Source organism: Frisingicoccus sp. (assembly GCA_016298055.1).
Taxonomy (GTDB): Bacteria; Bacillota; Clostridia; order Lachnospirales; family Lachnospiraceae; genus Frisingicoccus.
The window spans coordinates 1-23,558 of the sequence record JAEDDO010000018.1 but is presented as its reverse complement, the minus strand read 5'-3'; the positions used below and the strand labels follow the sequence as shown (position 1 = coordinate 23,558).

The 23,558-nt window shown below is 42.8% G+C and carries 29 protein-coding genes; all 29 read right to left on the bottom strand.

The genetic code is table 11. From position 1 onward, the window contains the following. Positions 1 to 972, bottom strand: a 972-nt coding sequence (locus QZZ35_RS03125) for a SpoIVB peptidase S55 domain-containing protein (protein WP_291236117.1), incomplete at its 3' end; no start/stop codon positions are given. Positions 973 to 1,084: 112 nt separating this feature from the next. Next, positions 1,085 to 2,779, bottom strand: coding sequence for a DNA repair protein RecN (gene recN / locus QZZ35_RS03120; protein WP_291236116.1), 1,695 nt, complete (start codon positions 2,777 to 2,779; stop codon positions 1,085 to 1,087). Positions 2,780 to 2,787: 8 nt separating this feature from the next. Beyond that, the gene (gene argR / locus QZZ35_RS03115) at positions 2,788 to 3,237 is read right to left on the bottom strand and encodes an arginine repressor (RefSeq protein ID WP_291236115.1); all 450 of its coding nucleotides are present in this window, start codon (positions 3,235 to 3,237) and stop codon (positions 2,788 to 2,790) included. Positions 3,238 to 3,264: 27 nt separating this feature from the next. After that, positions 3,265 to 4,128 carry an NAD(+)/NADH kinase gene (locus QZZ35_RS03110; protein WP_291236114.1) on the bottom strand — a complete coding sequence of 288 codons (864 nt, stop codon included), beginning with the start codon at positions 4,126 to 4,128 and terminating at the stop codon, positions 3,265 to 3,267. A 12-nt stretch (positions 4,129 to 4,140) separates the two neighbouring features. Next, on the bottom strand, positions 4,141 to 4,947 hold the full coding sequence (locus QZZ35_RS03105) for a TlyA family RNA methyltransferase (RefSeq protein WP_291236113.1): 807 nt from the start codon (positions 4,945 to 4,947) through the stop codon (positions 4,141 to 4,143). Next, the gene (dxs, locus tag QZZ35_RS03100) at positions 4,944 to 6,809 is read right to left on the bottom strand and encodes a 1-deoxy-D-xylulose-5-phosphate synthase (RefSeq protein WP_291236112.1); all 1,866 of its coding nucleotides are present in this window, start codon (positions 6,807 to 6,809) and stop codon (positions 4,944 to 4,946) included. Before dxs ends, QZZ35_RS03105 begins: the two co-directional genes overlap by 4 nt. 14 nt (positions 6,810 to 6,823) lie before the next feature. Next, positions 6,824 to 7,735, bottom strand: coding sequence for a polyprenyl synthetase family protein (locus QZZ35_RS03095; RefSeq protein ID WP_291236111.1), 912 nt, complete (start codon positions 7,733 to 7,735; stop codon positions 6,824 to 6,826). A 4-nt stretch (positions 7,736 to 7,739) separates the two neighbouring features. Further along, positions 7,740 to 7,931, bottom strand: a complete 192-nt coding sequence (gene xseB / locus QZZ35_RS03090; RefSeq protein WP_291236110.1) for an exodeoxyribonuclease VII small subunit — start codon at positions 7,929 to 7,931, stop codon at positions 7,740 to 7,742. Further along, the gene (xseA, locus tag QZZ35_RS03085; protein WP_291236109.1) at positions 7,918 to 9,141 is read right to left on the bottom strand and encodes an exodeoxyribonuclease VII large subunit; all 1,224 of its coding nucleotides are present in this window, start codon (positions 9,139 to 9,141) and stop codon (positions 7,918 to 7,920) included. Before xseA ends, xseB begins: the two co-directional genes overlap by 14 nt. 44 nt (positions 9,142 to 9,185) lie before the next feature. After that, positions 9,186 to 9,581 (bottom strand): transcription antitermination factor NusB, encoded by a 396-nt coding sequence (nusB, locus tag QZZ35_RS03080; protein ID WP_291236108.1) that lies wholly within the window; start codon positions 9,579 to 9,581, stop codon positions 9,186 to 9,188. A gap of 93 nt (positions 9,582 to 9,674) precedes the next feature. Then, entirely contained in the window at positions 9,675 to 10,061 is a 387-nt protein-coding gene (locus QZZ35_RS03075; protein ID WP_291234023.1) for an Asp23/Gls24 family envelope stress response protein, read from the bottom strand. Positions 10,062 to 10,137: 76 nt separating this feature from the next. Next, entirely contained in the window at positions 10,138 to 10,791 is a 654-nt protein-coding gene (locus QZZ35_RS03070; protein WP_291236107.1) for a SpoIIIAH-like family protein, read from the bottom strand. Between the two features lie 12 nt (positions 10,792 to 10,803). Further along, complete coding sequence (locus QZZ35_RS03065) at positions 10,804 to 11,388, bottom strand: stage III sporulation protein AG (protein ID WP_291236106.1); 585 nt, start codon at positions 11,386 to 11,388, stop codon at positions 10,804 to 10,806. Next, on the bottom strand, positions 11,385 to 11,915 hold the full coding sequence (gene spoIIIAF, locus QZZ35_RS03060) for a stage III sporulation protein AF (protein WP_291236105.1): 531 nt from the start codon (positions 11,913 to 11,915) through the stop codon (positions 11,385 to 11,387). The genes QZZ35_RS03065 and spoIIIAF overlap by 4 nt, the downstream gene beginning before the upstream one ends. A 3-nt stretch (positions 11,916 to 11,918) precedes the next feature. Next, positions 11,919 to 13,046, bottom strand: coding sequence for a stage III sporulation protein AE (locus QZZ35_RS03055; RefSeq protein ID WP_291236104.1), 1,128 nt, complete (start codon positions 13,044 to 13,046; stop codon positions 11,919 to 11,921). After that, positions 13,043 to 13,426 (bottom strand): SpoIIIAC/SpoIIIAD family protein, encoded by a 384-nt coding sequence (locus QZZ35_RS03050; RefSeq protein WP_291234018.1) that lies wholly within the window; start codon positions 13,424 to 13,426, stop codon positions 13,043 to 13,045. The genes QZZ35_RS03055 and QZZ35_RS03050 overlap by 4 nt, the downstream gene beginning before the upstream one ends. A gap of 12 nt (positions 13,427 to 13,438) precedes the next feature. Then, positions 13,439 to 13,633: a stage III sporulation protein AC gene (spoIIIAC, locus tag QZZ35_RS03045; RefSeq protein WP_291234017.1), complete on the bottom strand. Its 195-nt coding sequence runs from the start codon at positions 13,631 to 13,633 to the stop codon at positions 13,439 to 13,441. Positions 13,634 to 13,646: 13 nt separating this feature from the next. After that, complete coding sequence (locus tag QZZ35_RS03040; protein WP_291236103.1) at positions 13,647 to 14,165, bottom strand: stage III sporulation protein AB; 519 nt, start codon at positions 14,163 to 14,165, stop codon at positions 13,647 to 13,649. A 1-nt stretch (position 14,166) separates the two neighbouring features. Then, the gene (gene spoIIIAA, locus QZZ35_RS03035; protein ID WP_291236102.1) at positions 14,167 to 15,084 is read right to left on the bottom strand and encodes a stage III sporulation protein AA; all 918 of its coding nucleotides are present in this window, start codon (positions 15,082 to 15,084) and stop codon (positions 14,167 to 14,169) included. Between the two features lie 106 nt (positions 15,085 to 15,190). Continuing rightward, positions 15,191 to 15,373, bottom strand: coding sequence for a PspC domain-containing protein (locus tag QZZ35_RS03030; RefSeq protein WP_291234014.1), 183 nt, complete (start codon positions 15,371 to 15,373; stop codon positions 15,191 to 15,193). A gap of 12 nt (positions 15,374 to 15,385) precedes the next feature. After that, the gene (locus QZZ35_RS03025; RefSeq protein ID WP_291236101.1) at positions 15,386 to 16,201 is read right to left on the bottom strand and encodes a DUF4097 family beta strand repeat-containing protein; all 816 of its coding nucleotides are present in this window, start codon (positions 16,199 to 16,201) and stop codon (positions 15,386 to 15,388) included. Continuing rightward, positions 16,198 to 16,962 (bottom strand): DUF1700 domain-containing protein, encoded by a 765-nt coding sequence (locus QZZ35_RS03020; RefSeq protein WP_291236100.1) that lies wholly within the window; start codon positions 16,960 to 16,962, stop codon positions 16,198 to 16,200. The genes QZZ35_RS03025 and QZZ35_RS03020 overlap by 4 nt, the downstream gene beginning before the upstream one ends. Next, positions 16,959 to 17,285 (bottom strand): PadR family transcriptional regulator, encoded by a 327-nt coding sequence (locus QZZ35_RS03015; RefSeq protein ID WP_291236099.1) that lies wholly within the window; start codon positions 17,283 to 17,285, stop codon positions 16,959 to 16,961. The genes QZZ35_RS03020 and QZZ35_RS03015 overlap by 4 nt, the downstream gene beginning before the upstream one ends. Positions 17,286 to 17,573: 288 nt before the next feature. After that, on the bottom strand, positions 17,574 to 17,963 hold the full coding sequence (locus QZZ35_RS03010; RefSeq protein WP_291234010.1) for a methylglyoxal synthase: 390 nt from the start codon (positions 17,961 to 17,963) through the stop codon (positions 17,574 to 17,576). Between the two features lie 333 nt (positions 17,964 to 18,296). Continuing rightward, positions 18,297 to 18,854, bottom strand: a complete 558-nt coding sequence (gene efp / locus QZZ35_RS03005; protein WP_291234009.1) for an elongation factor P — start codon at positions 18,852 to 18,854, stop codon at positions 18,297 to 18,299. A 98-nt stretch (positions 18,855 to 18,952) separates the two neighbouring features. Further along, positions 18,953 to 19,561 carry a metallophosphoesterase family protein gene (locus QZZ35_RS03000; RefSeq protein ID WP_291236098.1) on the bottom strand — a complete coding sequence of 203 codons (609 nt, stop codon included), beginning with the start codon at positions 19,559 to 19,561 and terminating at the stop codon, positions 18,953 to 18,955. Beyond that, the gene (locus QZZ35_RS02995) at positions 19,562 to 21,475 is read right to left on the bottom strand and encodes a BMP family ABC transporter substrate-binding protein (protein WP_291236097.1); all 1,914 of its coding nucleotides are present in this window, start codon (positions 21,473 to 21,475) and stop codon (positions 19,562 to 19,564) included. Continuing rightward, positions 21,460 to 22,422, bottom strand: a complete 963-nt coding sequence (locus QZZ35_RS02990) for a carbohydrate kinase family protein (RefSeq protein ID WP_291236096.1) — start codon at positions 22,420 to 22,422, stop codon at positions 21,460 to 21,462. Before QZZ35_RS02990 ends, QZZ35_RS02995 begins: the two co-directional genes overlap by 16 nt. Continuing rightward, a partial coding sequence (locus QZZ35_RS02985; protein WP_330635437.1) for an alpha-amylase family glycosyl hydrolase occupies positions 22,403 to 23,558 on the bottom strand: 1,156 nt, incomplete at its 5' end. The genes QZZ35_RS02990 and QZZ35_RS02985, both read right to left, overlap by 20 nt.

The window sequence follows — 23,558 nt, the reverse complement described above, 5'->3', positions numbered from 1 at the left end:
CATTCCCTGAATAATGCCATTCGTCCGATTTAAAAGATTGGGATCCGTAATTTTTATAACCATATTTCGATTATCCTTATCATCTGCCAAATCTAGATCCATAATCTCAATTGTATAATCATGTATCTCCCCATCAATACAGCATCTCACAAGAGCATTTCCTTCTCGCACCTCCTCTTGTGAAGCCGCCGGCAGAGCCTGACTTTCATCATAGAGATTCATATCTTCTTCCAGAACTCCAAAAATACCTCTATCATTATTTGAATCAATTTTTCCTAATATCTGCCCATTCTTATAATCAATATTTCCTACCATTTCTCCCGGCGTTCCTTTTTCGCCTTTGATAATGGACACAATACGGGACTCATAAAGTCTGCCGCCGCGAATGTTAATAATTGCACTTGTATCGATGTCTGTGATACCGTGCCCAAGTGCAGCAAAATGATTATTTTCATCGACAAAACTCAGTGTACCGATCCCCTGTGCGTCCTGACGGATCCATACGCCGATTCGATATTCCGAACTTTCCGTCAGAACAGGCATTATTTCTTCTGTTTTTTCCTTGTCTTCATGGAGAATAGTCAATGTCAGTGCTTTGCCGCCACAGGTTTCCACTTTTTCCTTAAACCAGTCTATAGAAGGAATCTCCTCGCCATTCACCTCTAAAATATAATCTCCGCTCTTAAGTATATTCTTTGCCGGCTCCACTTTTTTGCCCGAATCATCTGTTACCTCACTAACACCTAAAACCATTACGCCCTTTGTTCGGATATATATGCCCACCGGCATTCCGACCGGCATATATTTTTTTGTTTTCCCTTCACCGGATACCGTCTCCGCACTGGCCGCTGTCAGTATACTTCCTCTGTTTTCAACTTCAAAAGTATCCATATGGCAAAGATAATATAAAAATGCACAAAGATAGCATACAAAAATAACAATCAAAAATCGGCGGTATTTTATGCGTTTCATCCTGTCACCCTCCATGCATATTTAAATGTTCGGATTAATAGTATTTGTCCCCTGGCTCATAATATGAAAAGAAGGATATAATCAAATATATCCTTCCTAGTATATGAAATATTTATTTTTTCAAACAGGTTAATCTAAACTGCTCTGCCATGTTTTTCATCTCGGCAGCACTGTCGAGAATCATCTGAGTTATTTCGGCACCGCCCATCAGACGGCCGATCTCATGAATCTGTTCCTCACCCGAAAGCTCACGAATCTCTGTTTTTGCATGTTCATCATAAACATTTTTTTCAATAAGATAATGTCGGTCTGCCATCGCTGCGATCTGAGGCAGATGGGTAATACAAAGAACCTGGTGACTTCTTCCGATATAAGCCATCTTTTCAGCTACTTTCTGAGCTGTACGGCCGCTGATTCCTGTATCGATCTCATCAAAGATCAATGTCGGAATCTCATCGATCTGAGCAAGAACCGATTTGATGCCCAGCATGATTCTTGAAAGTTCACCGCCGGATGCCACCTGTCCAAGCGGCTTCACATCCTCGCCCGGATTGGTTGACACAAGAAATTCCACATCATCACAACCGTTTTTTGTATACCTTTCTGACGGTGTCATCTGTATCCGAAACTGAACCTGAAGAAAATTTAAATCCTTTAAAGAATTTTCCATCTGTTTTTCAAGTTCCTGAGCATACTTTTTTCGTATCCCGCTGACTTCTTCTGACAGTTCTTTCAAAATTCTTTCACTGGAAGCCATGTCTGCTTTAAGCTGATCAAGCCATTCATCATATCCCTGAAGCCGTTCTAATTCCTCTTTTTTCTTTTTACCGTAATCCAGAATATTTTCAATAGAACCGCCGTATTTCGCCTTTAACCGATTAATAAGATCCAATCGTTCTTCTGTATCTTTAAAATCCTGATCATCAAAATTCAGTGTATCCATATATCCGGATAAATCCCGGTTAAAATCATTTAAAAGGCTTTCAATATTTTCCAGCTGCTCACGAAGTCCGGTCAGTTCTTCGTCAAAATCTTCCAGATTGTAAAAATTTTTAAGACTGCGTCCAAGCTGCTCACCTGCCGACGCGGCATCATCATAGCCTGTCCACTGATGCACCTGAGACAGTCCTTCAATGATCTGACGTCCATGAACCATCTTGCGATAATCCGCCTCAAGCTGCTCATCCTCACCCGGAATAAGATGGGCATCTTCAATCTCTTCCAGTTCAAATTCAAGAAAAGAAATCTGACGAAGACGTTCCTCATTATTCATGGCCTGAGCATCAAACAGCTCTTTATAATGCATATACTGCTGATATGCCTTTTCCATCCGGTCTTTCCGGTCTCCGAGAGGCTCTCTTATAAACCGGTCCAGAATCACAAGATGTCTGGATTTATCCAGAAGCGACTGGTGATCATGCTGACCATGAATATCCATCAAAAGCTGTCCGGCCTTTCTCACATCGGCGGCCGAAACAATCTCTCCGTTGATCCTGCTCACACTCCGCCCCGAAGTCATTCTCCGCGAAATAATGACCGAGTCACCTTCTACAGGAATCTCCATCTCTTTTAAAGTTTCCAGAACTCTTTTGTCTGTCACTGAAAAAAACAGCTCTGCCAGTGCATAATCTGTACCTTTGCGAATCATATCTTTTGGGACACGGCCGCCAAGTGCCATATTAACCGCTCCCATAAGAACCGATTTGCCCGCACCTGTCTCTCCGGTCATAATATTCAGATGATCTTCAAAGTTCATCTCCACTTCGTCGATCAACGCAAGATTTTTTACATGTACTCCCAATAACACCTTATCACCTATTTCAACATCTGATTAATCTTTTCCATAACCAAATGGGCATCCTCTTCATTGCGGAGTGCACACATAATTGTGTCATCGCCGGCGATACATCCGACAACTCCCGGAAGTTCCATATGGTCAATGGCAACAGCGACCGCCATAGCCATTCCCGTTACAGTTTTAATAACGATCATGCTGGTGGCCACTTCCTTCGAAATATATCCTTCCTTTAAAACTCTGGAATATTTATCGGTCATCTCCATCGTTGGCTTAATAAATGCCACATATTTCTGACGTCCGTTGCTTCCGGAAACTTTCGACAACTTAAGTTCCCGTATATCTCTCGATATTGTCGCCTGCGTCACCGAAAAACCGCTCTCATTCAGACGATCCGCCAATTCTTCCTGAGTTTCGATATCATATTTATCAATTAATTCTAAAATTTTTGCATGCCTCTTTGATTTCATATAAACCCCTTTTCCTGCAACTGTACACTATATACTTTTTATCTTATTGCGCAAAATATCACAAAAACTCTTCTCTCGTATTGTGACGATCGGTACCATCAGATCAGATCTTCGGACCTCAACCGTGTCCGAGGATTCAAGTTCCCACACAGTATCACCGTCATAGGTCACCAAAGCTTCTTCTTTCTGAGTCTTTCGTCTTCGTCCGATCTCAATCCGGATCTTAGCTTTTGAAGACACGACCACACTTCGTGCGGACAGTGACTGGGGACAGATCGGCGTAATAATCATCATCTCAGTCTCAGGAAATACAACCGGACCTCCTGCGGACAGATTATATCCTGTTGAGCCTGTCGGTGTCGACACGATCACGCCGTCCGCCGCATAAATATCCATAAGCTGGTTATTGACATAAATTTTCAGCTCCACAATACGTGAAAAACCGGAACGGGTCACAATGACATCATTAAACGCAATACTCTTCTGCGTACATTCTCCCTGATGATAAACGGCACCATCCAGCAATATCCGGTTATGAACCGTGTACTCCCCATCGATCAGAGCATCCAGTCCATCATGCAGACTCTCCACATCGATAGCTGCAAGAAATCCCACCGTGCCGAGGTTAACGCCCACCATCGGAATATTCAGCCCCGCAAAATCTCTTGCCGTCTGAATAAAAGTGCCGTCTCCACCGAGAACAAGAACACATTCCACATCCTTCTGAAGTCTGCTCGTATCGGTATATCCGGTCTCAATCGGATTCGTACCGACGATCGGCTCAGCAAGATGGCACTGACATCCTCTGGAAATAATATATCTCTGTATTTCTTTTGTGACTCTTAAATCTCTGTCTTTATCCTGATTCGTTACAATTAAAAATTTATTCATCTGTTTCTCCTGTTACAGCGACGTATGCGACTGCTCCACAACCCATTTTGCATCGACCTTTTCATGAAGTATCATTTCATCCTCCGGTCTCTTCTCCAGATAAATCAAATATTCAATATTGCCTTCCGGTCCTTTGATCGGAGAGTAATCCAATCCAAGTACCTTAAAATGAAGCTGGTCTGCAATACCGATAACCTTTTCAATAACTTCGATATGTACAGCCGGATCTCTGACAACGCCTTTTTTGCCCACTTTTTCCCGGCCTGCCTCAAACTGAGGTTTGATCAGACAGACCATCCGTCCATCCGCCGTCAAAAGTTCCCTTGCCGCCGGAAGCACAAGTCCAAGTGAGATAAATGAGACATCCACCGAAGCAAAAGCCACCGGTTCACCGATATCTTCCGGTTTCACGTATCGGATATTGGTCTTTTCCATACTGATGACCCGCTCATCCTGACGAAGTTTCCAGTCCAGCTGTCCCCGTCCCACATCCACAGCAAATACTTTGACGGCTCCGTTCTGGAGCATACAGTCTGTAAATCCGCCGGTAGATGAGCCGATATCCATACATACTTTGTCACGGACATCCACTCCGAACACGTCGATTGCTTTTTCAAGTTTATAGCCTCCGCGGCTGACATATTTCATTGTATGACCTTTAATTTCAATCTGTGCTTTTTCCTCATCAAAGGTTGTTCCGGCCTTGTCCTCCCTCTGGCCATTGACAAACACATTACCTGTCATAATAACCGCCTTGGCTTTCTCGCGGGAATCCGCCAGACGACGCTCTACCAAAAGCACATCCAGTCTTTTTTTCATATCAATACCTCAGATAATATTTTTGAAGATATGGCCCAGGCATCCATGCCTATTGACTGCTTGAGCAGAGCCACATTTCCATGTTCAACATAAACATCCGGAATACCCACATGTCGGACACATACGGGCGATCCTTTTATCATATAATAATCCGAAACAGCTTCACCAAAACCGCCCCGGAGCACATTTTCTTCCAGTGTTACGATCATATTATGCTTCTCACACAAATCATCCAGCATGTCCGTATCCAGTGGTTTAACAAATCGTGCATTCACAACTGTGGCATGAATTCCTGCCTCTGCAAGCTGATCTTTCACTTCGATCGCTGTCTCCACCATACTTCCGACGGCAACCAAGGCCACCTGCTCTCCCTGATAGAGCAATTCGCTCTTACCATAAACGATCGGCGCACGGTGATGCTGCTCGCCTTCATAGGCATCTCCTCTCGGATACCGGATTGCAAGCGGATGTTCAAAATCAAGGGAAAATTTCATAATATCGTAAAGTTCAAATTTATTCTTAGGTGCAAAAACAGTCATTCCGGGAATGGAGCTGAAGAAGGACAGATCAAGAATACCCTGATGGGTCTCACCGTCTGCTCCGACAATGCCTGCCCTGTCTATACAGAAGACAACGGGCAGATCCGGAATACAGACATCATGAATGATCTGATCATAAGCCCTCTGGAAAAAGGAGGAATAAATTGCCACATATGGCCTTAATCCTGCCGCTGCCAGACCTCCTGAAAAAGTTACTGCATGTTCCTCGGCAATTCCCACATCAAAGAAACGTTTCGGAAAACGTTTGGAAAATTTAACCAATCCTGTTCCGGAAGGCATAGCTGCACTGACAGCAACGACCCGCTCATCTTTTGTCCCGATATACAGCATGGCTTTTGAAAATGCTTCTGTATAAGTCATATTCGGACTTTTACTGATCTGACCGCTCTCCACATCAAATTTACCTACGCCGTGAAACTCGGAAGGGTTCACCTCTGCCGGTTTATAGCCTCTTCCTTTCTGGGTGATCACATGCACGAGCACCGCACGTTTTTCCTTTTTCGCTGTCTTAATAACACGAAGCAGCTGCGTCATATTGTGACCGTCTACCGGACCCATATATTCAATGCCAAGATCTTCAAAAAAGCCTCCCGGTATCAAAAGCTGTTTCAGTGAATCTTTTGACTTCTTTACACCTTTTGCGACAGAATCCCCGATCCCAGGGATTTTACGCAGTGCTGTCTCCACATCGGATTTTAATTCCACATAACTTTCATTCGTGCGTATCCGATTCAGATATTTGCTCATTCCGCCCACGTTCTCAGAAATGGACATCTTATTATCATTTAAAATAATAATAAGATTGCTGTTCAGACGTGCCGCATTATTCAATGCCTCATAAGCCATACCTCCGGTCATTGAACCATCACCGATGACGGCAACGACCGTGTAATCCTCGCCTTTGATCTCTCTTGCCCGGACATAGCCAAGCGCCGCTGATATGGATGTGGAACTATGCCCTGTATCAAAAGCATCACACTGACTTTCCCGGTGTTTCGGGAAACCGCTCATGCCTCCAAAGGATCTTAAGCCTGCAAACTCATCCTTTCTTCCGGTAAGGATCTTATGGGTATAAGATTGATGTCCCACATCCCAGATAATCTTATCCTTCGGCAAATCAAGACAAAGATGCAGTGCCATCGTAAGTTCAACGACTCCCAGATTCGAAGCCAGATGCCCGCCTGTCTCACTGACAGAATGTATAATAAACTCTCTGAGTTCCTGAGCCAGTTCGTCGTATTTTGATGGAGAAACTGCCTTTATATCATTTGCTCCTTTAATCTGTTCCAATATTCCTGCCATATTTATCCACCCGTTTATTTTTTTCTATGAACAAGCTGACAAATAAGTTCTGTTAAAAACGGATTTGTCAAATTGTTCGATTCAGATATTTCTTCCAGAATCTTCTCTGCATCGGCAGAAAAACGTTCTGCCTCTTTCATGGCACCGTCGATCCCAAAAAGTGTGACATAGGTCGTCTTATTATTTTTCTCATCGCTGTGCGTCTTTTTGCCAAGTTCTTCCAGAGTTCCTGTAACATCGAGAATATCATCCTGAATCTGAAAACTGATACCTATATTTTTCGCCATCTTCTCAACTTTATTCACGTCCGCATCGTCTGCGCCGGCCAACACGGCACCGATCATCATAGAACACTCAATCAGCGCACTTGTTTTCAACTCATGAATAAAATCAAGCACGGATTTTGTCAACGGCTGACCTTCCCGCTCCACATCAACGACCTGACCGCCGATCATTCCGTAAATTCCGGGCTTGGATGAAAGAATCTGAACAGCCTTTGCAATCCGGTGAAATTCTTCTTCACTCTCCGCAAGATCAAAGGCCTTTGATGCGGTCTCAAAAGCATAATTCATCAATGCATCGCCCGCCAGGATCGCCATGGCCTCACCGAATACCACATGCGAAGTCTTTCTTCCCCGTCGATATTCATCGTTATCCAATGCGGGAAGATCATCATGAATCAGCGAGTAAGTATGTATCATCTCTATCGCCGCCATAAAGGGATGAACCACTGCCTCATGGCTGCCGCCGAATAACCGGTAAGTCTCTTTCATCAACATCGGACGCAAACGTTTTCCCCCAGCCATCAGACTGTAGTTCATTGCCTCAAAAATTGTTTTCTGGTAACCCTCCTCCTTCGGAGCAGCTTTTTTTAATAACACTTCTATCTCTTCTGTTCGTTTTGTTAATTCTTCTTTAAAATTCATGACTCTACTCCTCTTCACCAAGCTGTATCAGCTTCTTTTCCACTTTATCCAGAGAATCATTACAATATTTGATAAGTTTCATACCCGATGTATATAATTTAAAGGAATCTTCCAGCCCCGTATCTTTATTCTCCATCTGCCGGATCAATTCTTCAAGCTCGGCAAATGCTGTCTCCAGTGATTTACTTCTTGCCATTTCTTACGCTTCCTTCCCTATGCGTTTCGGATATAACTGCATCCACATATCCGTCCAAAAATCGTACATGTATCTTATCGCCCGTTTCAACATCTCCTGATGAATTTACACTCTTTCCATCCTCTTTACTCACAATAGCATAGCCCCGTTCAAGCTGCTTCAAAGGCGATATTCCCGACAGTCTTTCACTGTAAAGAGCAAGCTTATGTCTGCTTTCCGTCAGCTTATTCTTCAGGATTCCCTGCATGTCATCTTCCATATGCATAAGCTGCTGCCTGTAATCATTGATTTTTGAAAAAGGGCTCAGATACTTTAACTGCATCTGATATCCGGCAACTGTCTGCCTGTAAATACGGACCTTTTCTTCCATACGAAGTCTCAACCGACGTTCGATCTCCTCAAGACGATTTTCAATAAGATTCCATTCCGGCACGGCAAGCTCCGCTGCAGCCGATGGTGTCGGTGCTCTCAGATCGGCCACCATATCCGCAATCGTCCAGTCTGTTTCATGTCCCACCGCAGAGATCACGGGAACCGGACATTGAAAAACAGCCTCTGCCACTATTTCCTCATTAAAAGCCCAGAGATCTTCGATCGAACCCCCGCCACGACCGATAATGATCACATCCACATCTCTTTTTTCCAGACATTTAATACCTTTAACAATACTTTCTGCTGCCTGATCTCCCTGAACAATGGCCGGATAAAGCACAAGCTGAATGTAAGGGTTTCTACGTGATGCAATATGCACCATATCCTGAATCGCTGCCCCCGTAGGTGCCGTAACAATTCCCACCTTTTTCGGATAAAAAGGTATCGCTTTCTTGTGTTCCGCATCAAAATACCCTTTGGCTCCAAGATCTTTTTTTAATGCTTCAAACCTTTCATAGAGAAGCCCCGTGCCTTCCCGAAGAATCTCCCGGGCATACAGCTGATATCGTCCATCTCTCTCATAAACACTGATATTCCCGAGGACAATGACCTGCTGCCCTTCCGCAAGACGAAACTTCAGTCCGTTTCTGGAACCGGCAAACATGACACAGGGAATAGCCCCCTTCCCATCCTTCAGAGTAAAATAAATATGTCCGGAGGAATGGTACTTACAATTCGACACTTCTCCCCGGACATAAATCCGGCTCAAAAAATAATCTTCAGATATCAGGCTTTTTATATATTGATTCACCTGGGATACAGAATATACATTCTTCAACCGATTTTCTCCTTCTAAATCTCAATTAGAGTATTTATTGAAATTTATGCCAGCTTTGCCAAAATACCATTGACAAAGGCCGGTGACTGATCCGTACCATAGCGTTTTGCCAGCTCTACAGCCTCGTTGATGGCAACACCTGTCGGTACATCTTCATCATAAACCATCTCATATACTGCCAGCCGGATAATCGTCAGATCCACTGTTGTCATTCTCTCTGTCTTCCATCTGTCCGCTGCCGCATTGATCCGGTCATCCAGATCCGCCTTTTTCTCCAGGATGAGGTCTGTCTTGTTCTGAATGTATTCCCGGTTCTCATCGGTTATCTCACCGATATTCTCCATATAAAAACCTTCCTGTTCTTTCATCTCCTCCTCCGGGTGGAATTCTGAACGAAATACCAGCCGGAATATATGCTCACGCAACTCTCGTCTGCCCATAGTTTCCTCCTAATATGCCTTTATCACTGTAAAAGTGACGCAGAACCTGTGCGGCTCTACGTCACTTATCACGCTTCACAGAATATGAATAGTTTATTCATCTTCCAGATTTACACCGGCTACACGAATATTCACATCTTCAACAGCAAGACCTGTCATCGTTTCGATAGCGTTCTTCACTCTGTCCTGAACGGCTCCGGTAACTTCCGGAATATTGTAACCGTACTCCATATTGATCGCAAGATCAACGCTGACTTTTCCCTCAGATACATCGATCTTAACACCTTTGGAAAGATTCTTCATACCAAGTTTAGCAACCAGTTCATTTGTAATATTGCCATACATGGAAGCCACACCCTTTACTTCAGTAGCTGCCAGTCCCGCAATAATAGCAACGACTTCATCAGCAATCTGTACTTCGCCAATTACTCTGTCGTCATGTATCGAATAATTCATTGTATTTTCATGTTCTTTAGCCATCGGTCTCAACCTCCATCTATTCAATGCTTCTTATTTTGTATTATACCAAAATTATGTGCTTTTGAAAAGAAATTTATCAATTTAATGTTGTGATCACCACATTTTCTGCCGTTACATTCGTTTTTCTTGAAACAATATCTTCAATTTGAGCTCTTTGGGTGTCTGTCAGCGTTTCCTGACCTACAACCACATCACAGGTGTCTTCCATAATACTGACCACACAATTTTCAAATCCTTTTGCGGTGAGCAGATTTTCAACAGCTACTTCCATCTCTGAACGGTTCGTCATATCCATCAGATTCTCCATCGCAGCCTGTTTCAGATCATCTGTCACATTCTCGTTATTAATAACTTCAATGATCGCTTCCTTGTTTTTCGAACGCATCTGTTCCCGGTTCAGTTTTGCCTGTGCACTGAAATTCTTTGCAAGAACAGAGCTTGTCATGACAGCCTCGCCCACATTTTCCGGACTTTCCGTCTCGGTATTGTCCACATCCGACATATCCTCCTCATCGGCAACTGCAATTTCCTGTATATTGTTTTCTGTCAGATCCATCAGAACTTCCTCCGCACCGGACTCTGTCATTTCCCCTGCAGATGCATTTGAGATGACCGGTGATTCATCCGTTTCCATACCTCCGGTCTTAAAATTCAGATATCCGGCCACAACGATCATGATCGCAAGGGCTGCGATAATTACTTGATTTCTTCGGATACTTTTCTTTTTCACACAGGACCCTCCCTACTCATTTTTCATTTTTACTACTTTAATTTTATGTACGGGAATGTCAAATAGAACCTGAACGGCCTGAGTTATTTCTCCCGCGACAACTTCATCGGCACCACCCTCAGCTGCTACCAGTACACCTTCGATCTCCGGCTCGATCTCCTTAATAACCCATGGAATATCCTGCCCGTTATCATCCTTCGTATACACAGATACCTCACTTCGGCTGGCCTCGTTGTTCTGTCTTGTGTTTCCCTGAGCATCTGTTTCAATCATCGTACTGCTTCCCGTAGTCACATCCTTCTCAACCACATACTCTTTTGATGCGCTGGCACGGATCATCACAGCCGTCTCCCCGACGCCATCTATGCGGGACAAAATATTTTTCAAACGTTCCTCCTGATTTTCAATATAAACATTCAAGGCCGCCGATTCTGCCCGATTATTTTCCTCCTGTGCAAAGGAGCCTCCGGATATATCCGTCTGTTTTGCGGACTCTTTATCAGAAACGGGCCATACTGCAACGAGACATAAAATGCCGGCAAGAACAATAATTATCCCGTTTTCTTTGTTCCATTTCCAGTTCAAAAATTTTTTCATGTCCATATCTCCAGTTTCAATGCATCTTCATCAATACCAAACTGCATCATCAGATCCTGCCTCCATGTTTCTATTTTTTCCTCCGGCACCGGACCGTCTGAAGCTTTTGGAACAACGGTGACTGCAATTTCATAGATTTCACCGAAATTTTCATCAGAAACATTGTCATTGACCGACACTTCACATTTCCGGACATCCATGCCGCTTCCTTTAAAATACTGTTTTATCTCTTCATAAATGATTTTCTTATAACTTTCATTAAAATAATCCGTCTCATAAAACATCCGGCCGCCGTTTTTTGCATCTTCGGCCGAAAGACGGATATTTTCCCGGATATAATCCTGAAAAATTTTTTCATCTGCCTTCATCAGACGACTCAATGGTCCAAGAAGAACAAGGATCAAGACCAGTCCCATTGTTAAACGTACATATTTCCTGTATTTTTCATCCGGAATGATCTGATTGATCATACTCATAAACAGAAGAAAAAGAACTACATTTTGTATCCACTCCCGAAAAATCCCCATCGCTCATCCTCCGAAAACAGCTCCTGAAGCAGACGTCATCATCGCCATGGATAAAAAGAACAATATGAACACCGTGCCCTCCACCTTTAAAAGCATCAAGATGCCATCGGATATACTGTGAAGACATTCCAGTATACGCTTGTCTGCCACCGGCTGAACAACCGCCTGTGCTGCCATATACATTAAAGCCATCACCGCCATTTTGACTGCGGGAATCAGAAAAAGAAATGCCAGTATACACAATCCGGCCGAGCCGATCCCGTTTTTTATGAGTACCGCCGAACCAATCACCGTCTGCATCGCCGTCCCCATGGCATCGCCCACTCCCGGCACAGCAGAGGTCACTCGCATGGCCCACCCGTTTTTAAGTGTATCAAAGGCGGGTAATATAAGACTTTGTACAAAATTCAATCCAAGAATCACTCCAAGGGCCGTCTTTAATATCCAATCAGCCAGTGTTTTTGTCAACTGTGCACATTTTGACAGCATATCCTCTTTCGACAGCTGATTAACCATGGATATGAGAACATAGGCATGGATCAGTCCCATGACCCCTTTCGACAGAATCCATTCCAGAAATGTAATTCCCATGACCATCGCCTGCTGATACCATATGCCTGTCTGAATATTTCCCGTAAACGTCACAGCCAGACAAAAAACCGGAACAAATGCAGACATGAATTTCATCATATTTCCCATCAGTGCGGAGGCTATCTGAGACGCAGCCATAAAAGATGTCAGCAAAAGTGTAAACAAAATCATATAGGTCAGATAAAATCCGGTCTCGGCAATAAAGGTTTTTGAAAATGCCATAGAAAAATTGGTAAAAACAGCACTCACAAAAACAATCCCCAGCATCTGCAGCAAAAGCTTTTTACTGCTTTTCATTTCCCCGAAGATTCCTTCCATTAGAAAAAGTTTCAGATGTTCAATTACATCCTCAAGTTTCCCCTCCGTAAGTTCCCTGACCAGATCTGAAAAGGATATTTTTACATCCTTCGGCATCATTTCATCCATTGCATCCTGTATTTCTTCATAATCAAATCCATACTCAGGTTCTGACGCCAGAACACTGAGACCACATGTCATCCAGATTACTGCCGATGCCAAAAACAGATACCATATTTTCATTGTGCCGCAAATTCCTCAATAACGGTCAGGAGGGTTGTCAGAACGGGAAGACTCATCGCCAGAATGCTGAGCTTTCCAAACATTTCAATCTGAGAAGCAATACCTCCGTATCCGGCATCTTTACACAGATTTGCCGAAAACTCGCTGATATAAGCGATACCGACCACTTTGAGAATAATTCCGATATAAGCACTGTTCACCATAAGATACTGACGTATCGTTTCCAGCCCGGAAAAGATTGTTTCCAGTCTTGTCATACAGCAGCCAAACAGGACCATACACGCAGCAATTCCGACAAGAAAGGCATATTCGGACTGAACACTTTTTAATTTCAGTGCCAGCATAACGGATGCCAGACCAATACAGGCAATTTTTATCATTCATATTCCCCCTCATAGTGTAAACATTTTTTCCACTGTCAAAAAAAGCTCATAAATATAGGGGACGATCCACATCAAGACAAGGATAAGACCTGCCAGACTTACCAAAAAAGCCTGCTCATCTCTCCCGGAATGCTTTAAGATCTGAGACAAAATAGAAATGAGGATGCCTACAGCCCCGATTTTATAGATAAGATGTATGGACATAGACACCCCCTGATCAAATAAACAAAATAATTAAAAATCCTCCAATGGTCCAGGCCACGGCCCGATAAACCTTCTCCCTTTCCGGTCTTTCTTTTTCCAGACGTGCTGTCCGCTCCGACAGCTGGCAGATACATGCTTCCACCGCCTCAGACTGGGCATGTACGTCCTGAATGCCCATAAAATCACCAAGCCGCATAAAAAATTCTTTATCATCCTGATCAAATAAATCCCCCTTCTCCTGAATCGTTTCCTGCCATATTACCACGCTTTCCGGCTGATCCTTACGCTTAAAATGTCCTGCAAGACAGCTGTAAAAATCAGAAACCGGCTTTTGTGTCTGAAGACTGATCCTCTCAAAGATCACTTCCAAAGGTAACCGATAGGTTCCGGCAATGCTTTTAAATAAAATCAGGCTGTGCACCATTTCCTGTAAAAAACCAATTCTTTTCCGAAGCAGAGCGCCCTTCTGCCATCCGACAAAACTGCAGCCTGCAAAAATCAGGCCCGTGCCGATTACTTTCATCCACAACATATCATACCGCCTTATATAGGATTTTTCCCGATGAATCTGAAATATAACGGACACGTTCTTTTGCATTCCAGTCATTTAAAAAAACGAACCGTTCAAACAAATGTTTCATGTCTTCTCCAATGTCTTTCAAATTTCCGCTGCCATGCATGGTTGTGAGAACACTGCAGCCCGAATGTATCGCATACTGTACAGCTTTCAGATCCACCGCTCCTCCCAGTTCATCAAAGGCCAGCAAACGGGGAGCCATAGAGCGCACGATCATTTCAATCCCAATGGATTTCGGACAATTATCAAGTACATCGGTGCGCATCCCCACATCTCTTTGCGCCTTCCCCATGTAGCACGCGGCAACCTCAGAACGCTCATCCACCAACCCCACACTCATGCCCGCGTGCCTTTTTGTCCCATCTGAAAACAAACGGATCAGATCCCTCAAAAGGGTTGTTTTACCGCAGCCGGGAGGCGACAGGATCAACGTATGACAAGGTCTGTCCCCTTCCCACAAATATTCAAAAACCGACGCACCGCAGCCTTTGACTGAATGGGCGACACGCACATTCATTGAAGATATGTGACATATACTGAGGACCCGATTTTCCTCCAGCACAACCTGACCGGCTATACCAATACGATGTCCGCCCTGAATCGTAATATAACCCTGACGCATTTCATTTTCATAAGCATATAATGAATATTGACATATGTAAGACATGCTTTCCTGAATATCCTGCTGAAATACCCGTACAGCCTCCCCCTTATCTTTGCATAAGCTTCCATTTTTATGAATCATCCATTCCTTCCCATCCATTTTTATGAGAAGGGGTTGATTTGCCCGCAGACGGATTTCCTGCACCATCCCCCATCGATCTTGCATTCGGCCAATGCAGGGACGCAGCCTTATCGAAAAAATATTTTCCATAGCACATCACCTGTCAATAATATATGTACCGTCTGAAAAAACATTCCCGATACGAAAAAAAACCTTCAAAAGATCCTGTCTTTTGAAGGTTTTCCCACGTCTTACTTTAAATTTCATCCGGCATAATAATGGCAGCCACAATATAAACCAGCACACCCGAACCCGTAAAGCCAAGCAGTAAAGCCAGAAGGCGGATAATTGTCGGATCCACATTCAGATATTCTCCAATGCCTCCGCAAACACCACATATCACACGATTACTTTTTGAACGAAATAACTTTTTCATCATCTGTCCCCCCATTTATTTATTAATATTCATCTTTATTTTACCTGCATTACATTCCAACATCCAGTCCGCATCTGCATGATTATTAATATAATCTTCAGATGAAAGTCCTGAATATTTTTTCTCATTGATTTCAATCGAGCCTGCACCGACACTTATATTATAATTATAATCCATAACATCCATATCTTTCAAGACAATTTCAAGACTTCCCGCATTTATTGATGCGGCTCCCTTGTTTATAACTTTGCCTTCAAAAATTACATTTCCGGCATCACACTCAATTTCTGCATGATCCGCCTGAATCGATGACACATTCGCACTTCCCGCATCCACATCAAGGATAAACTTATCGCACGCAGCGGCCAGTGCCATACTGCATTTTCCTGCGTCTATATCAATATCGATCTCATCAAAATTCATATTCTCCGGTACATATAATGTTGCTTTCGGTGTATCTGTATGAATCCATACATTACGGTCTGTATTTTTTACAATAACCTTATCACCATCGATCTTCCACTCAAAATATTTTTCATATCCCTCCGCATCGAAGCCGATCTCATCCGAATCGGACGGAAGAATGGATAACTCTCCCGCATCCAGATCCACTTCCAGATATTTGGCATCAGAAGATTTTTTCGCTTTCTTCACTTCCTTCACTTCTTGTATCGCCTTTTCTTTAAATCCAAATGTAAAATCTCCGTTATTGACCATATCTACAAATTCACCGTATGTCACTCCCATAGCCGCAGCGGCAACACACAGAGCAACACCGGATAACGCAAGGATCAGGGCAATGATCAGACTGATCTTCGTTCCTCTTTTCATGCTTCGCCACCTTCCTTCCTGTGAAATAATCTGCGAAATACATTAACAATACTTCGAATGAGCCACGGCAGCAGCCGGGTAAAGATAACGATCGTGATCAACAGACAGATAATGCCTGCAGCCAGCATAAGAAAGGAAATTCCCATCATGAGAAGTCCCTGAGGAACAGATACTGTCATTTTTATAATACTCATGACAAATAAAGCAATTCCTCCGACAAGGCCTCCGATCGTACAGCCGGCTGAGCCAAAGATCAGTGCACAAAGTACACCAAAAATTGTCCCGAGAATACCAAAAGATAATCCCAAAGCCGCTCCGCCAAGTCCCAGAAGCATCGGCAGTGCAAGAACACATAAAATTCCGATCAAAATAATCTTTCCAAGTTTCCCATCATTCTTTACTTCCGGAGGCTCATGATGGGTATGACCATCCTCTGAATAGTCTCTCCATGGAGATTCCCGATGTTCTTCTTTCTTTTCTCCGCTATAAACGTCCGGAACTTTCTCCTCCTGTTCCATCGAAATATCCCGGAAACCATCCTCCGAAAACTGGATTTTTTCGTCATCGCTGCTGTTCATGGATGAACGTATCGATGCAGCAATTTTTTCCGGCGCATCCAAAATGCCATCCACACTGTCTTTGTCTGAAAGACCGGCTTCATCCAGATAATCATTATAATATGCAAGAATATCTTCCCGCTCCTTTTCATCAACATCCTGAAGCAGATACTCTAATCGTTTTAAAAATTCCACACGGATCATCCGTTCAATTCCTCCTTCTCAAATAACTGGGTAATTTTAGATGAATAGGATTTCCACTCACATCGATACAGATTCAGCTGAGCCTGACCCGATGCCGTAATTTTATAATATCTTCGATTCCGCCCGCCAAACTGAACATCATAAACTTCCAGACACTCATCCTTTTGAAGTCTTCTAAGCACCGGATATAATGTGGATTCCGATATATCGATCACCTGCCGGACGTCCTGAGTGATTTTGTAACCATACGTTCCATCCTTTTCCTTTGAAACAACAGACAGCACAATGGCATCCAGTAATGCTGCTCCTGTATTAAAAACCATTCAATCCTCTCCTCTCTCCGTTTATAGTTCTGATGCAATATTATTTATTTTTCTATATTATATGATATATAATATTATCTGTCAATATATATTATATACATATATAATACTATTTTCTTACAAATATCTTACATATCAAAATTTGTCCCTTGGCCCATACAAAAAAAAGAACTTCGAGATTGTTTATTCTCAAAGCTCTTTTCAAACTACTCTACAATATCTAATAAACTTTTTTGTTTTCTCCGATGTCAAATCTGAAATCCTTTCCAAACGGTCGTCCATACTGCTTTAACGCGAGCGCCACTCCAAGTCTCCATGCTCCAGGCCCATAATCAGGGCTTCAGCTGTTGCGATGTTTGTTGCCATAGGAATACAATATGCATCACATTGATTCATGATCGCATAAATGTCCGGTTTCTCTGTCGCTGCCATGGCAGGATTATAGAAAAATATAACCAGATCCATACGATTGTCCTCAATCATCTCCATGAACTGTCGGTCACCGCCCACACTGCCAGGTAAAAATTTATTTACTTTCAGGTTGGTAACTTCCTCAATGCGGCGTCCCGTAACCCCTGTCGCATAAAGATTGTGCTTACTTAAAATCTTCTTATATGCGATGCAGAAATTCTCGATCAGTTCTTTTTTATTATTATGTGAAATAATTCCTACATTCATGCTCTTCTCCTTTCTTAAATATCCCCCACACTTCTATATTACTTTATTTGCATTTATCTTGTCAATATGTACAAAAAAAACTATTTAATTTTTTCTTCTTTTGATAGTTTATAGTGAATTGCAACTTGATTTTTTCCATTTTCTATATTTTTTATGCAAATTTAAAGGAAATTTGGTGATTTTCAACAAATGCATTTCCAAAAATCAGAATATTGACACGAAACACATCAAAATTCTATGAATTGCTTTGTTTCCAAAGGATTTTTTCTCATAAAAAAGCGAAAAAACCCCGCAAACATTTGCGGGGTCAATCTACTGTTTATTCGCCGTACATTAAACTCTGGATAAATATTCTCCTGTACGTGTGTCAATTTTAATAACATCACCGATCTCAACAAATAATGGAACATATACCAGTGCACCAGTTTCAACTGTTGCAGGTTTTGTAGCACCTGTTGATGTATCACCTTTAAATCCAGGTTCTGTTTCTGTGATCTCAAGTTCAACAAACAACGGTGGCTCCATTGCAAATACTTCACCGTTATGAGAAAGAATCTTAACCATCTCGTTCTCTTTAACGAATTTTAATGTATCGCCTACCTGATCTTCGCTGAGTGCGATCTGGTCATAAGTTTCAACATCCATGAAGTGGAATAAATCCCCATCACTGTAGAGATACTGCATCTCTTTTCTTTCGATATGTGCCTGTGGGAATTTTTCAGTTGGACGGAAAGATTTTTCAATAATACCGCCACTCTTAATATTTTTTAATTTTGTACGAACGAAAGCTGCGCCTTTACCAGGTTTAACATGCTGGAATTCGATTACCTGGAATACATTTCCTTCATATTCGATAGTCAAACCATTTCTAACGTCACCTGCTGATACCATAACGGAATCCTCCTTAATTTTTTTACATAAATAGCTTACTATAGTATAAATAAATTCCCGCAATTTTTCAACTATTTTTTTCTTTCTGACCCTTCTTTTTACAAAAAATGTCCGGTTTCATATTCAAAAAGATATTTTTCGTAAGCATTTATAATTTTCGTCCGACCATAATTAAAAGTTCGTTTGCTCTCTGCCTCATAGTTGAGGTGCATATGCCCGTGAACAAAATATTGTGGCTGGTATGTGTCAAGTAATGATCGAAAAATCTGAAATCCCTGATGCGGCAAATCATCACCGTCTCCAAGTTTTAACGCCGGCGCATGCGTAAGAAGAATATCAAAGCCCCGATTCCACATAATCTTCAGCTTCATCCGACGTACCCTGTTTCGCATTTCCTTTTCTGTGTACTGATGTTCTCCGGAATGATAGCGCATAGACCCGCCAAGCCCCAGAATCCGGAGACCTTCATAGATATAAATCTGATTTTCAATACAGATACATCCCTCCGGCGGATGCGTTTTATACTTACTGTCATGATTTCCGTGAACATATAGAACCGGTCCCCGCGAAAAAGTTGCCAGCAATGACAAATATTCCGGATCCAGATCCCCGCATGAAAGAATAAGATCAACATCCTTCATCTTACTTCTTTCAAAAAAATCCCAATAATAGGGTGACTTTATGTCACTGACTGCCAAAATGTTCATCTACACCGTTCCCCCAAGTCCCTGCGTAGTCACAACCGGTTTTGCCTGATCGACCAGGTCCTCCATTTTTGGAATACGGCCAATAACATTTTCAGCCAGCCAGTCCATGGTTATGATCTCCTCCGGCGATAATTCCATGGCCGGATCTCTGTTCACAATGCCCTCCTGAGAATACAGTACACCTTCAAAAGGATTGAAATTGCCGGAAGAAATTGTATTTTTAAGAAGATCGATCAGCCGGGCCGTACCAATCGGAAGATGCTTTGAGCAGATCACCTCAATGACTCCCGCAGACATGCCCCACCAGTAATTCAGGCCCCGGGTCTTATCTGAAATCTCATCATCCTGCCAGGATCCCTTCATCAATCTGCGAATCATCTGCTCATAAAATTTTCCCCAGTGCCAGACCGGCATTGCCAGATTTACAGTATCATTAATGTCATATCGGTAAATACCAAAATATCTTGAAGCTGCTTTCGGTGTAATCATATCCTGACCTGAAATATAAGAGATGGATTCCCTCCGAAAAGTATCAAAAGGATCATGATCCTTAAGTTTTGTCCACTCAAGATAAACTTTCGCTCTCGGATTGACCATTTTAGCTCCGAGCGCAAAGGCATTAATATTAGCCGTCATCCCATAGATCGGATAATCTGCCAGATAACCGATCTTATCATTTTCCGTCATCGCACCGGCAATGGCTCCCATCAAAAATTTCGCCTCATACATCCTCGCATAGTATGTTCGGATATATTTATGGGATGTATTCAGCGAACAATTCAGTATCTTTACTTCCGGATGCTCAATTGCCATTTTAAGACTGCCTTTCAAAAGCGGCGGCGATGTGGTAAAAATAAGATTATTGCCCTCTTCGATACTTTTTTCAATCAATATTTCAATATTCTCTTCTGTGGCCCCGTCATAACAGGATGTATGGATTTCCTCATCAAAGGCTCTCTGCAGATGCAGGCGGCCTAATTCATGGGCATAGGTCCATGCAGAAGTTTTCACCGTCTTTTCATGAATGAAGGCGGCCTTCATCCTGGAAGTGCTGACCGGAATGCGAAGATTTGGCAAAAGCCGCTTCTTTCCCGCTGTATCCTCCGGTGACATATGAAGCTCAGGTGTGCTGCCTTCCGTAAGTTTCAATTCCTCCCTTGATTTAAGCATCTTTTCTTTGAGTTCCAGAATGCTCATATTTAAAAGTTCTGGATAATCGTAGACACTTAAAAGCGTCAGCAGAGCATCATCCTCCGTTCCGGTGCTGCTTATTTCTTTTCGTTCTTCATAAATTTTCTTAAATCGCCAGTGCAGGGCCTGAAAATCTTTTCGCTCGTCTTCGGTCCATTTTTCATCCGGACGTTTTCCGACAAGCCGCTGAAGACGTGCAAAGCTGCCTTCTTCTGAAAAGTTCAGATCATTGATCCGGGACAGACGATAAAAATCAACAAATTCATAATAAATACGAACTTCCTTTTTTCTTGTCCGCGCCGGAAGAATTCTTGTGACCATGCCATCCACCGTCACTGCACCGACGCACTTAAGTACACTGACCCGCTTATTCCCTTCTTCTACATAAAATCGGTTCATAAATTCATAAGCTTTGATCGGCTCCCTGATTCCCTCTTCAATATGGGCACAATAAAGATTCATCCACTTTTGAGCAAATTCAGATTTTTCCGGAAGCAGGGGATAAAAACTTTTGCTGAAGGACGTACTCCTTGCTGACGTCTTCGTTCCGGCAATCTGATCAAGAGGAATCTGGACAAGTCCCAGAGGGACCTCCCCGACTGTCAGAATATTTGGATCTTCTAAAAGCTCATCAAGCACCTCCAGACCCTCTTTTTCTTTTTTGCCCGATTTCATGTATTTTAAATATTCATCATGGGCTTCTGCACTTAATCCAAGAGACATCTTATTTCTTCCTTTCGCGGCATGACACGCAGCGCGCCTTTTCTTGTTGTGATGATCGAAGCTGCCGCATTGGCAAAACGGAGCATCTCTTTAAGTTCACATTCATTATAATCTTTCCATCCGTGACATAAGACATAATGGAGGATGCAGGCGCAGAAGGTATCTCCCGCACCTGTTGTTTCAATCGTGTGTTCCTGGCGAAATGCCGCCTGTGTAACACGGATGTTGTCCGTATAAGCGCGGCTTCCTTCTTTTCCAAGAGATAATAAGATGAGAGGAATATGAAATCTTTCCTGAAGCATTTCAATGCCCTCATCATAATCCTCAAGTCCAGTCAGCCACTGAATTTCATTATCCGATATTTTTAAAATATGACAATGTTCCATGCCATACAGGATCTGTTCCCTTGCCTCATCTAAAGACCGCCACAGAGGCTCCCTTAAATTCGGATCAAAAGATAATAATGCGCCGGATCTCTCGGCAATTTCAATAGCCTTTCGTGTAGCTTTACGGCATATTTCATCCGTCATAGACAGGGAACCGTAATGAAAAATCTTGCTGGAAGCAATCAGTTCTTCATCGATATCTTCTTCCGAAAGCATCATATCTGCTCCCGGATTACGGTAAAAAGAAAATTCCCTGTCCCCATCTTCAAGTGTATGAACAAAAGCCAGTGTGGTATGGACCTGATCATCTTTTTTCAGACCTCTCGTATCAATACCGACTTCTTTTAAAGCCGCTTCAAGCCGATCTCCAAACATATCTTTTCCGATTTTTCCGATAAAAGCTGTTTTATGTTCAAGGCGTCCAAGCATAGCAAGTACATTGCATGGTGCCCCTCCCGGATTGGCCTCAAATACAGGATTCCCCTGAGCACTGGTGCCATTTTCTGTAAAATCAATTAATAATTCGCCTAAGGCGGTTACATCATAGGGTTTCATCGCCATCCCCTCCCGGCTCATTTTCTTTCTTCAAATAATAAAATCCATATGCCGGAATGTTTACTCCGGAAGCTTTCATTGACCGTCCGGAAATCATATCCACATATGTTCCGTCTGTTTCATTGATCCAGGCTGTTTTGTCATATTCACTGAAATTAAACAGCCCCAGGATCTTTTCTCCCTCATAGTATCTGCCAATACATAATACACTGGAATCCCAGGTCTCTATCGTCCATGTATCGGCAGAAGCCATAAAGGCTTTCTCACTTTTCCGTATGCTTTCAAGTCGGCAAAGCTGGCGGAAGATCTTACTCTGTACAGTTGTGCTATCCTCAATTCCTGCAGCTGCATTCCAGTCCATTGCTCCCCGGTGGATATACCTTGAATCCTCCGCTTTGTAAGGATTCTCCTTATAACCGTAATCATTCAGCTGACCAATCTCATCACCGCTGTAGAGAACCGGAATCCCGGACTGCATAAACATATAAGCATGTAATGTAATATCCAGCCGTACTGCCTTTTCCAGTGCTGCTTCATCCCGCTCATATTCGGCCTTTTCGATACCACACATGGATGCGGTCGTTCCGCAGAAACGGGCATCTCCCGTGACAGGATCTGCATTATAAAGCACTCCGCGGCTGTTGCTTGCCCCGGCATAACCTTGAAAATAATCATTCAAATATTGTTTATGGGATCGTTCTCCGATTCCTTCCCACATGAGTGAAGCGTAATCCAGTCCCCAGCCGATATCATCGTGGCATCTCAGATAATTGAGGAAAACATATTCCTTCGGCAGACGGTTCACAATATCCAATTGCTGTTTCAGAAGACGCACATCCCGTGTGGCAACCGTATGCCACGTCGTTGCCATCGTCGTTACATTATACAGCATGTGACATTCCGGTTTTTCTACCGTTCCAAAATAAGGTACGACCTTTTCCGGCTCCATGACCACCTCTCCGAGAAGCAATATCCCCGGACATACAATCTCACCGATCATACGCATCATCCGTACGATTGTGTGGACCTGAGGCAGATTTCTGCACTGAGTGTATAATTCTTTCCAGATATATGGTACCGCATCAATACGGATAATATCAACCCCCTTATTTGCAAAATAAAGGAAATTATACATCATTTCA

What these genes read in the sequence shown, in the direction of transcription:
- argR (WP_291236115.1), bottom strand. Translation starts at nt 3,237, where the DNA reads ATGAAATCAAAGAGGCATGCAAAAATTTTAGAATTAATTGATAAATAT.
- QZZ35_RS03110 (WP_291236114.1), bottom strand. Translation starts at nt 4,128, where the DNA reads ATGAATAAATTTTTAATTGTAACGAATCAGGATAAAGACAGAGATTTA.
- QZZ35_RS03105 (WP_291236113.1), bottom strand. Translation starts at nt 4,947, where the DNA reads ATGAAAAAAAGACTGGATGTGCTTTTGGTAGAGCGTCGTCTGGCGGAT.
- dxs (WP_291236112.1), bottom strand. Translation starts at nt 6,809, where the DNA reads ATGGCAGGAATATTGGAACAGATTAAAGGAGCAAATGATATAAAGGCA.
- QZZ35_RS03095 (WP_291236111.1), bottom strand. Translation starts at nt 7,735, where the DNA reads ATGAATTTTAAAGAAGAATTAACAAAACGAACAGAAGAGATAGAAGTG.
- xseB (WP_291236110.1), bottom strand. Translation starts at nt 7,931, where the DNA reads ATGGCAAGAAGTAAATCACTGGAGACAGCATTTGCCGAGCTTGAAGAA.
- nusB (WP_291236108.1), bottom strand. Translation starts at nt 9,581, where the DNA reads ATGGGCAGACGAGAGTTGCGTGAGCATATATTCCGGCTGGTATTTCGT.
- QZZ35_RS03075 (WP_291234023.1), bottom strand. Translation starts at nt 10,061, where the DNA reads ATGGCTAAAGAACATGAAAATACAATGAATTATTCGATACATGACGAC.
- QZZ35_RS03065 (WP_291236106.1), bottom strand. Translation starts at nt 11,388, where the DNA reads ATGAAAAAATTTTTGAACTGGAAATGGAACAAAGAAAACGGGATAATT.
- spoIIIAF (WP_291236105.1), bottom strand. Translation starts at nt 11,915, where the DNA reads ATGGGGATTTTTCGGGAGTGGATACAAAATGTAGTTCTTTTTCTTCTG.
- QZZ35_RS03055 (WP_291236104.1), bottom strand. Translation starts at nt 13,046, where the DNA reads ATGAAAATATGGTATCTGTTTTTGGCATCGGCAGTAATCTGGATGACA.
- QZZ35_RS03050 (WP_291234018.1), bottom strand. Translation starts at nt 13,426, where the DNA reads ATGATAAAAATTGCCTGTATTGGTCTGGCATCCGTTATGCTGGCACTG.
- spoIIIAC (WP_291234017.1), bottom strand. Translation starts at nt 13,633, where the DNA reads ATGTCCATACATCTTATCTATAAAATCGGGGCTGTAGGCATCCTCATT.
- QZZ35_RS03040 (WP_291236103.1), bottom strand. Translation starts at nt 14,165, where the DNA reads ATGTTGTGGATGAAAGTAATCGGCACGGGCCTGATTTTTGCAGGCTGC.
- spoIIIAA (WP_291236102.1), bottom strand. Translation starts at nt 15,084, where the DNA reads ATGGAAAATATTTTTTCGATAAGGCTGCGTCCCTGCATTGGCCGAATG.
- QZZ35_RS03030 (WP_291234014.1), bottom strand. Translation starts at nt 15,373, where the DNA reads ATGATGAAAAAGTTATTTCGTTCAAAAAGTAATCGTGTGATATGTGGT.
- QZZ35_RS03025 (WP_291236101.1), bottom strand. Translation starts at nt 16,201, where the DNA reads ATGAAAAGAGGAACGAAGATCAGTCTGATCATTGCCCTGATCCTTGCG.
- QZZ35_RS03020 (WP_291236100.1), bottom strand. Translation starts at nt 16,962, where the DNA reads ATGATCCGTGTGGAATTTTTAAAACGATTAGAGTATCTGCTTCAGGAT.
- QZZ35_RS03015 (WP_291236099.1), bottom strand. Translation starts at nt 17,285, where the DNA reads ATGGTTTTTAATACAGGAGCAGCATTACTGGATGCCATTGTGCTGTCT.
- QZZ35_RS03010 (WP_291234010.1), bottom strand. Translation starts at nt 17,963, where the DNA reads ATGAATGTAGGAATTATTTCACATAATAATAAAAAAGAACTGATCGAG.
- efp (WP_291234009.1), bottom strand. Translation starts at nt 18,854, where the DNA reads ATGGTATCAGCAGGTGACGTTAGAAATGGTTTGACTATCGAATATGAA.
- QZZ35_RS03000 (WP_291236098.1), bottom strand. Translation starts at nt 19,561, where the DNA reads ATGAACATTTTGGCAGTCAGTGACATAAAGTCACCCTATTATTGGGAT.
- QZZ35_RS02995 (WP_291236097.1), bottom strand. Translation starts at nt 21,475, where the DNA reads ATGTCTCTTGGATTAAGTGCAGAAGCCCATGATGAATATTTAAAATAC.
- QZZ35_RS02990 (WP_291236096.1), bottom strand. Translation starts at nt 22,422, where the DNA reads ATGGCGATGAAACCCTATGATGTAACCGCCTTAGGCGAATTATTAATT.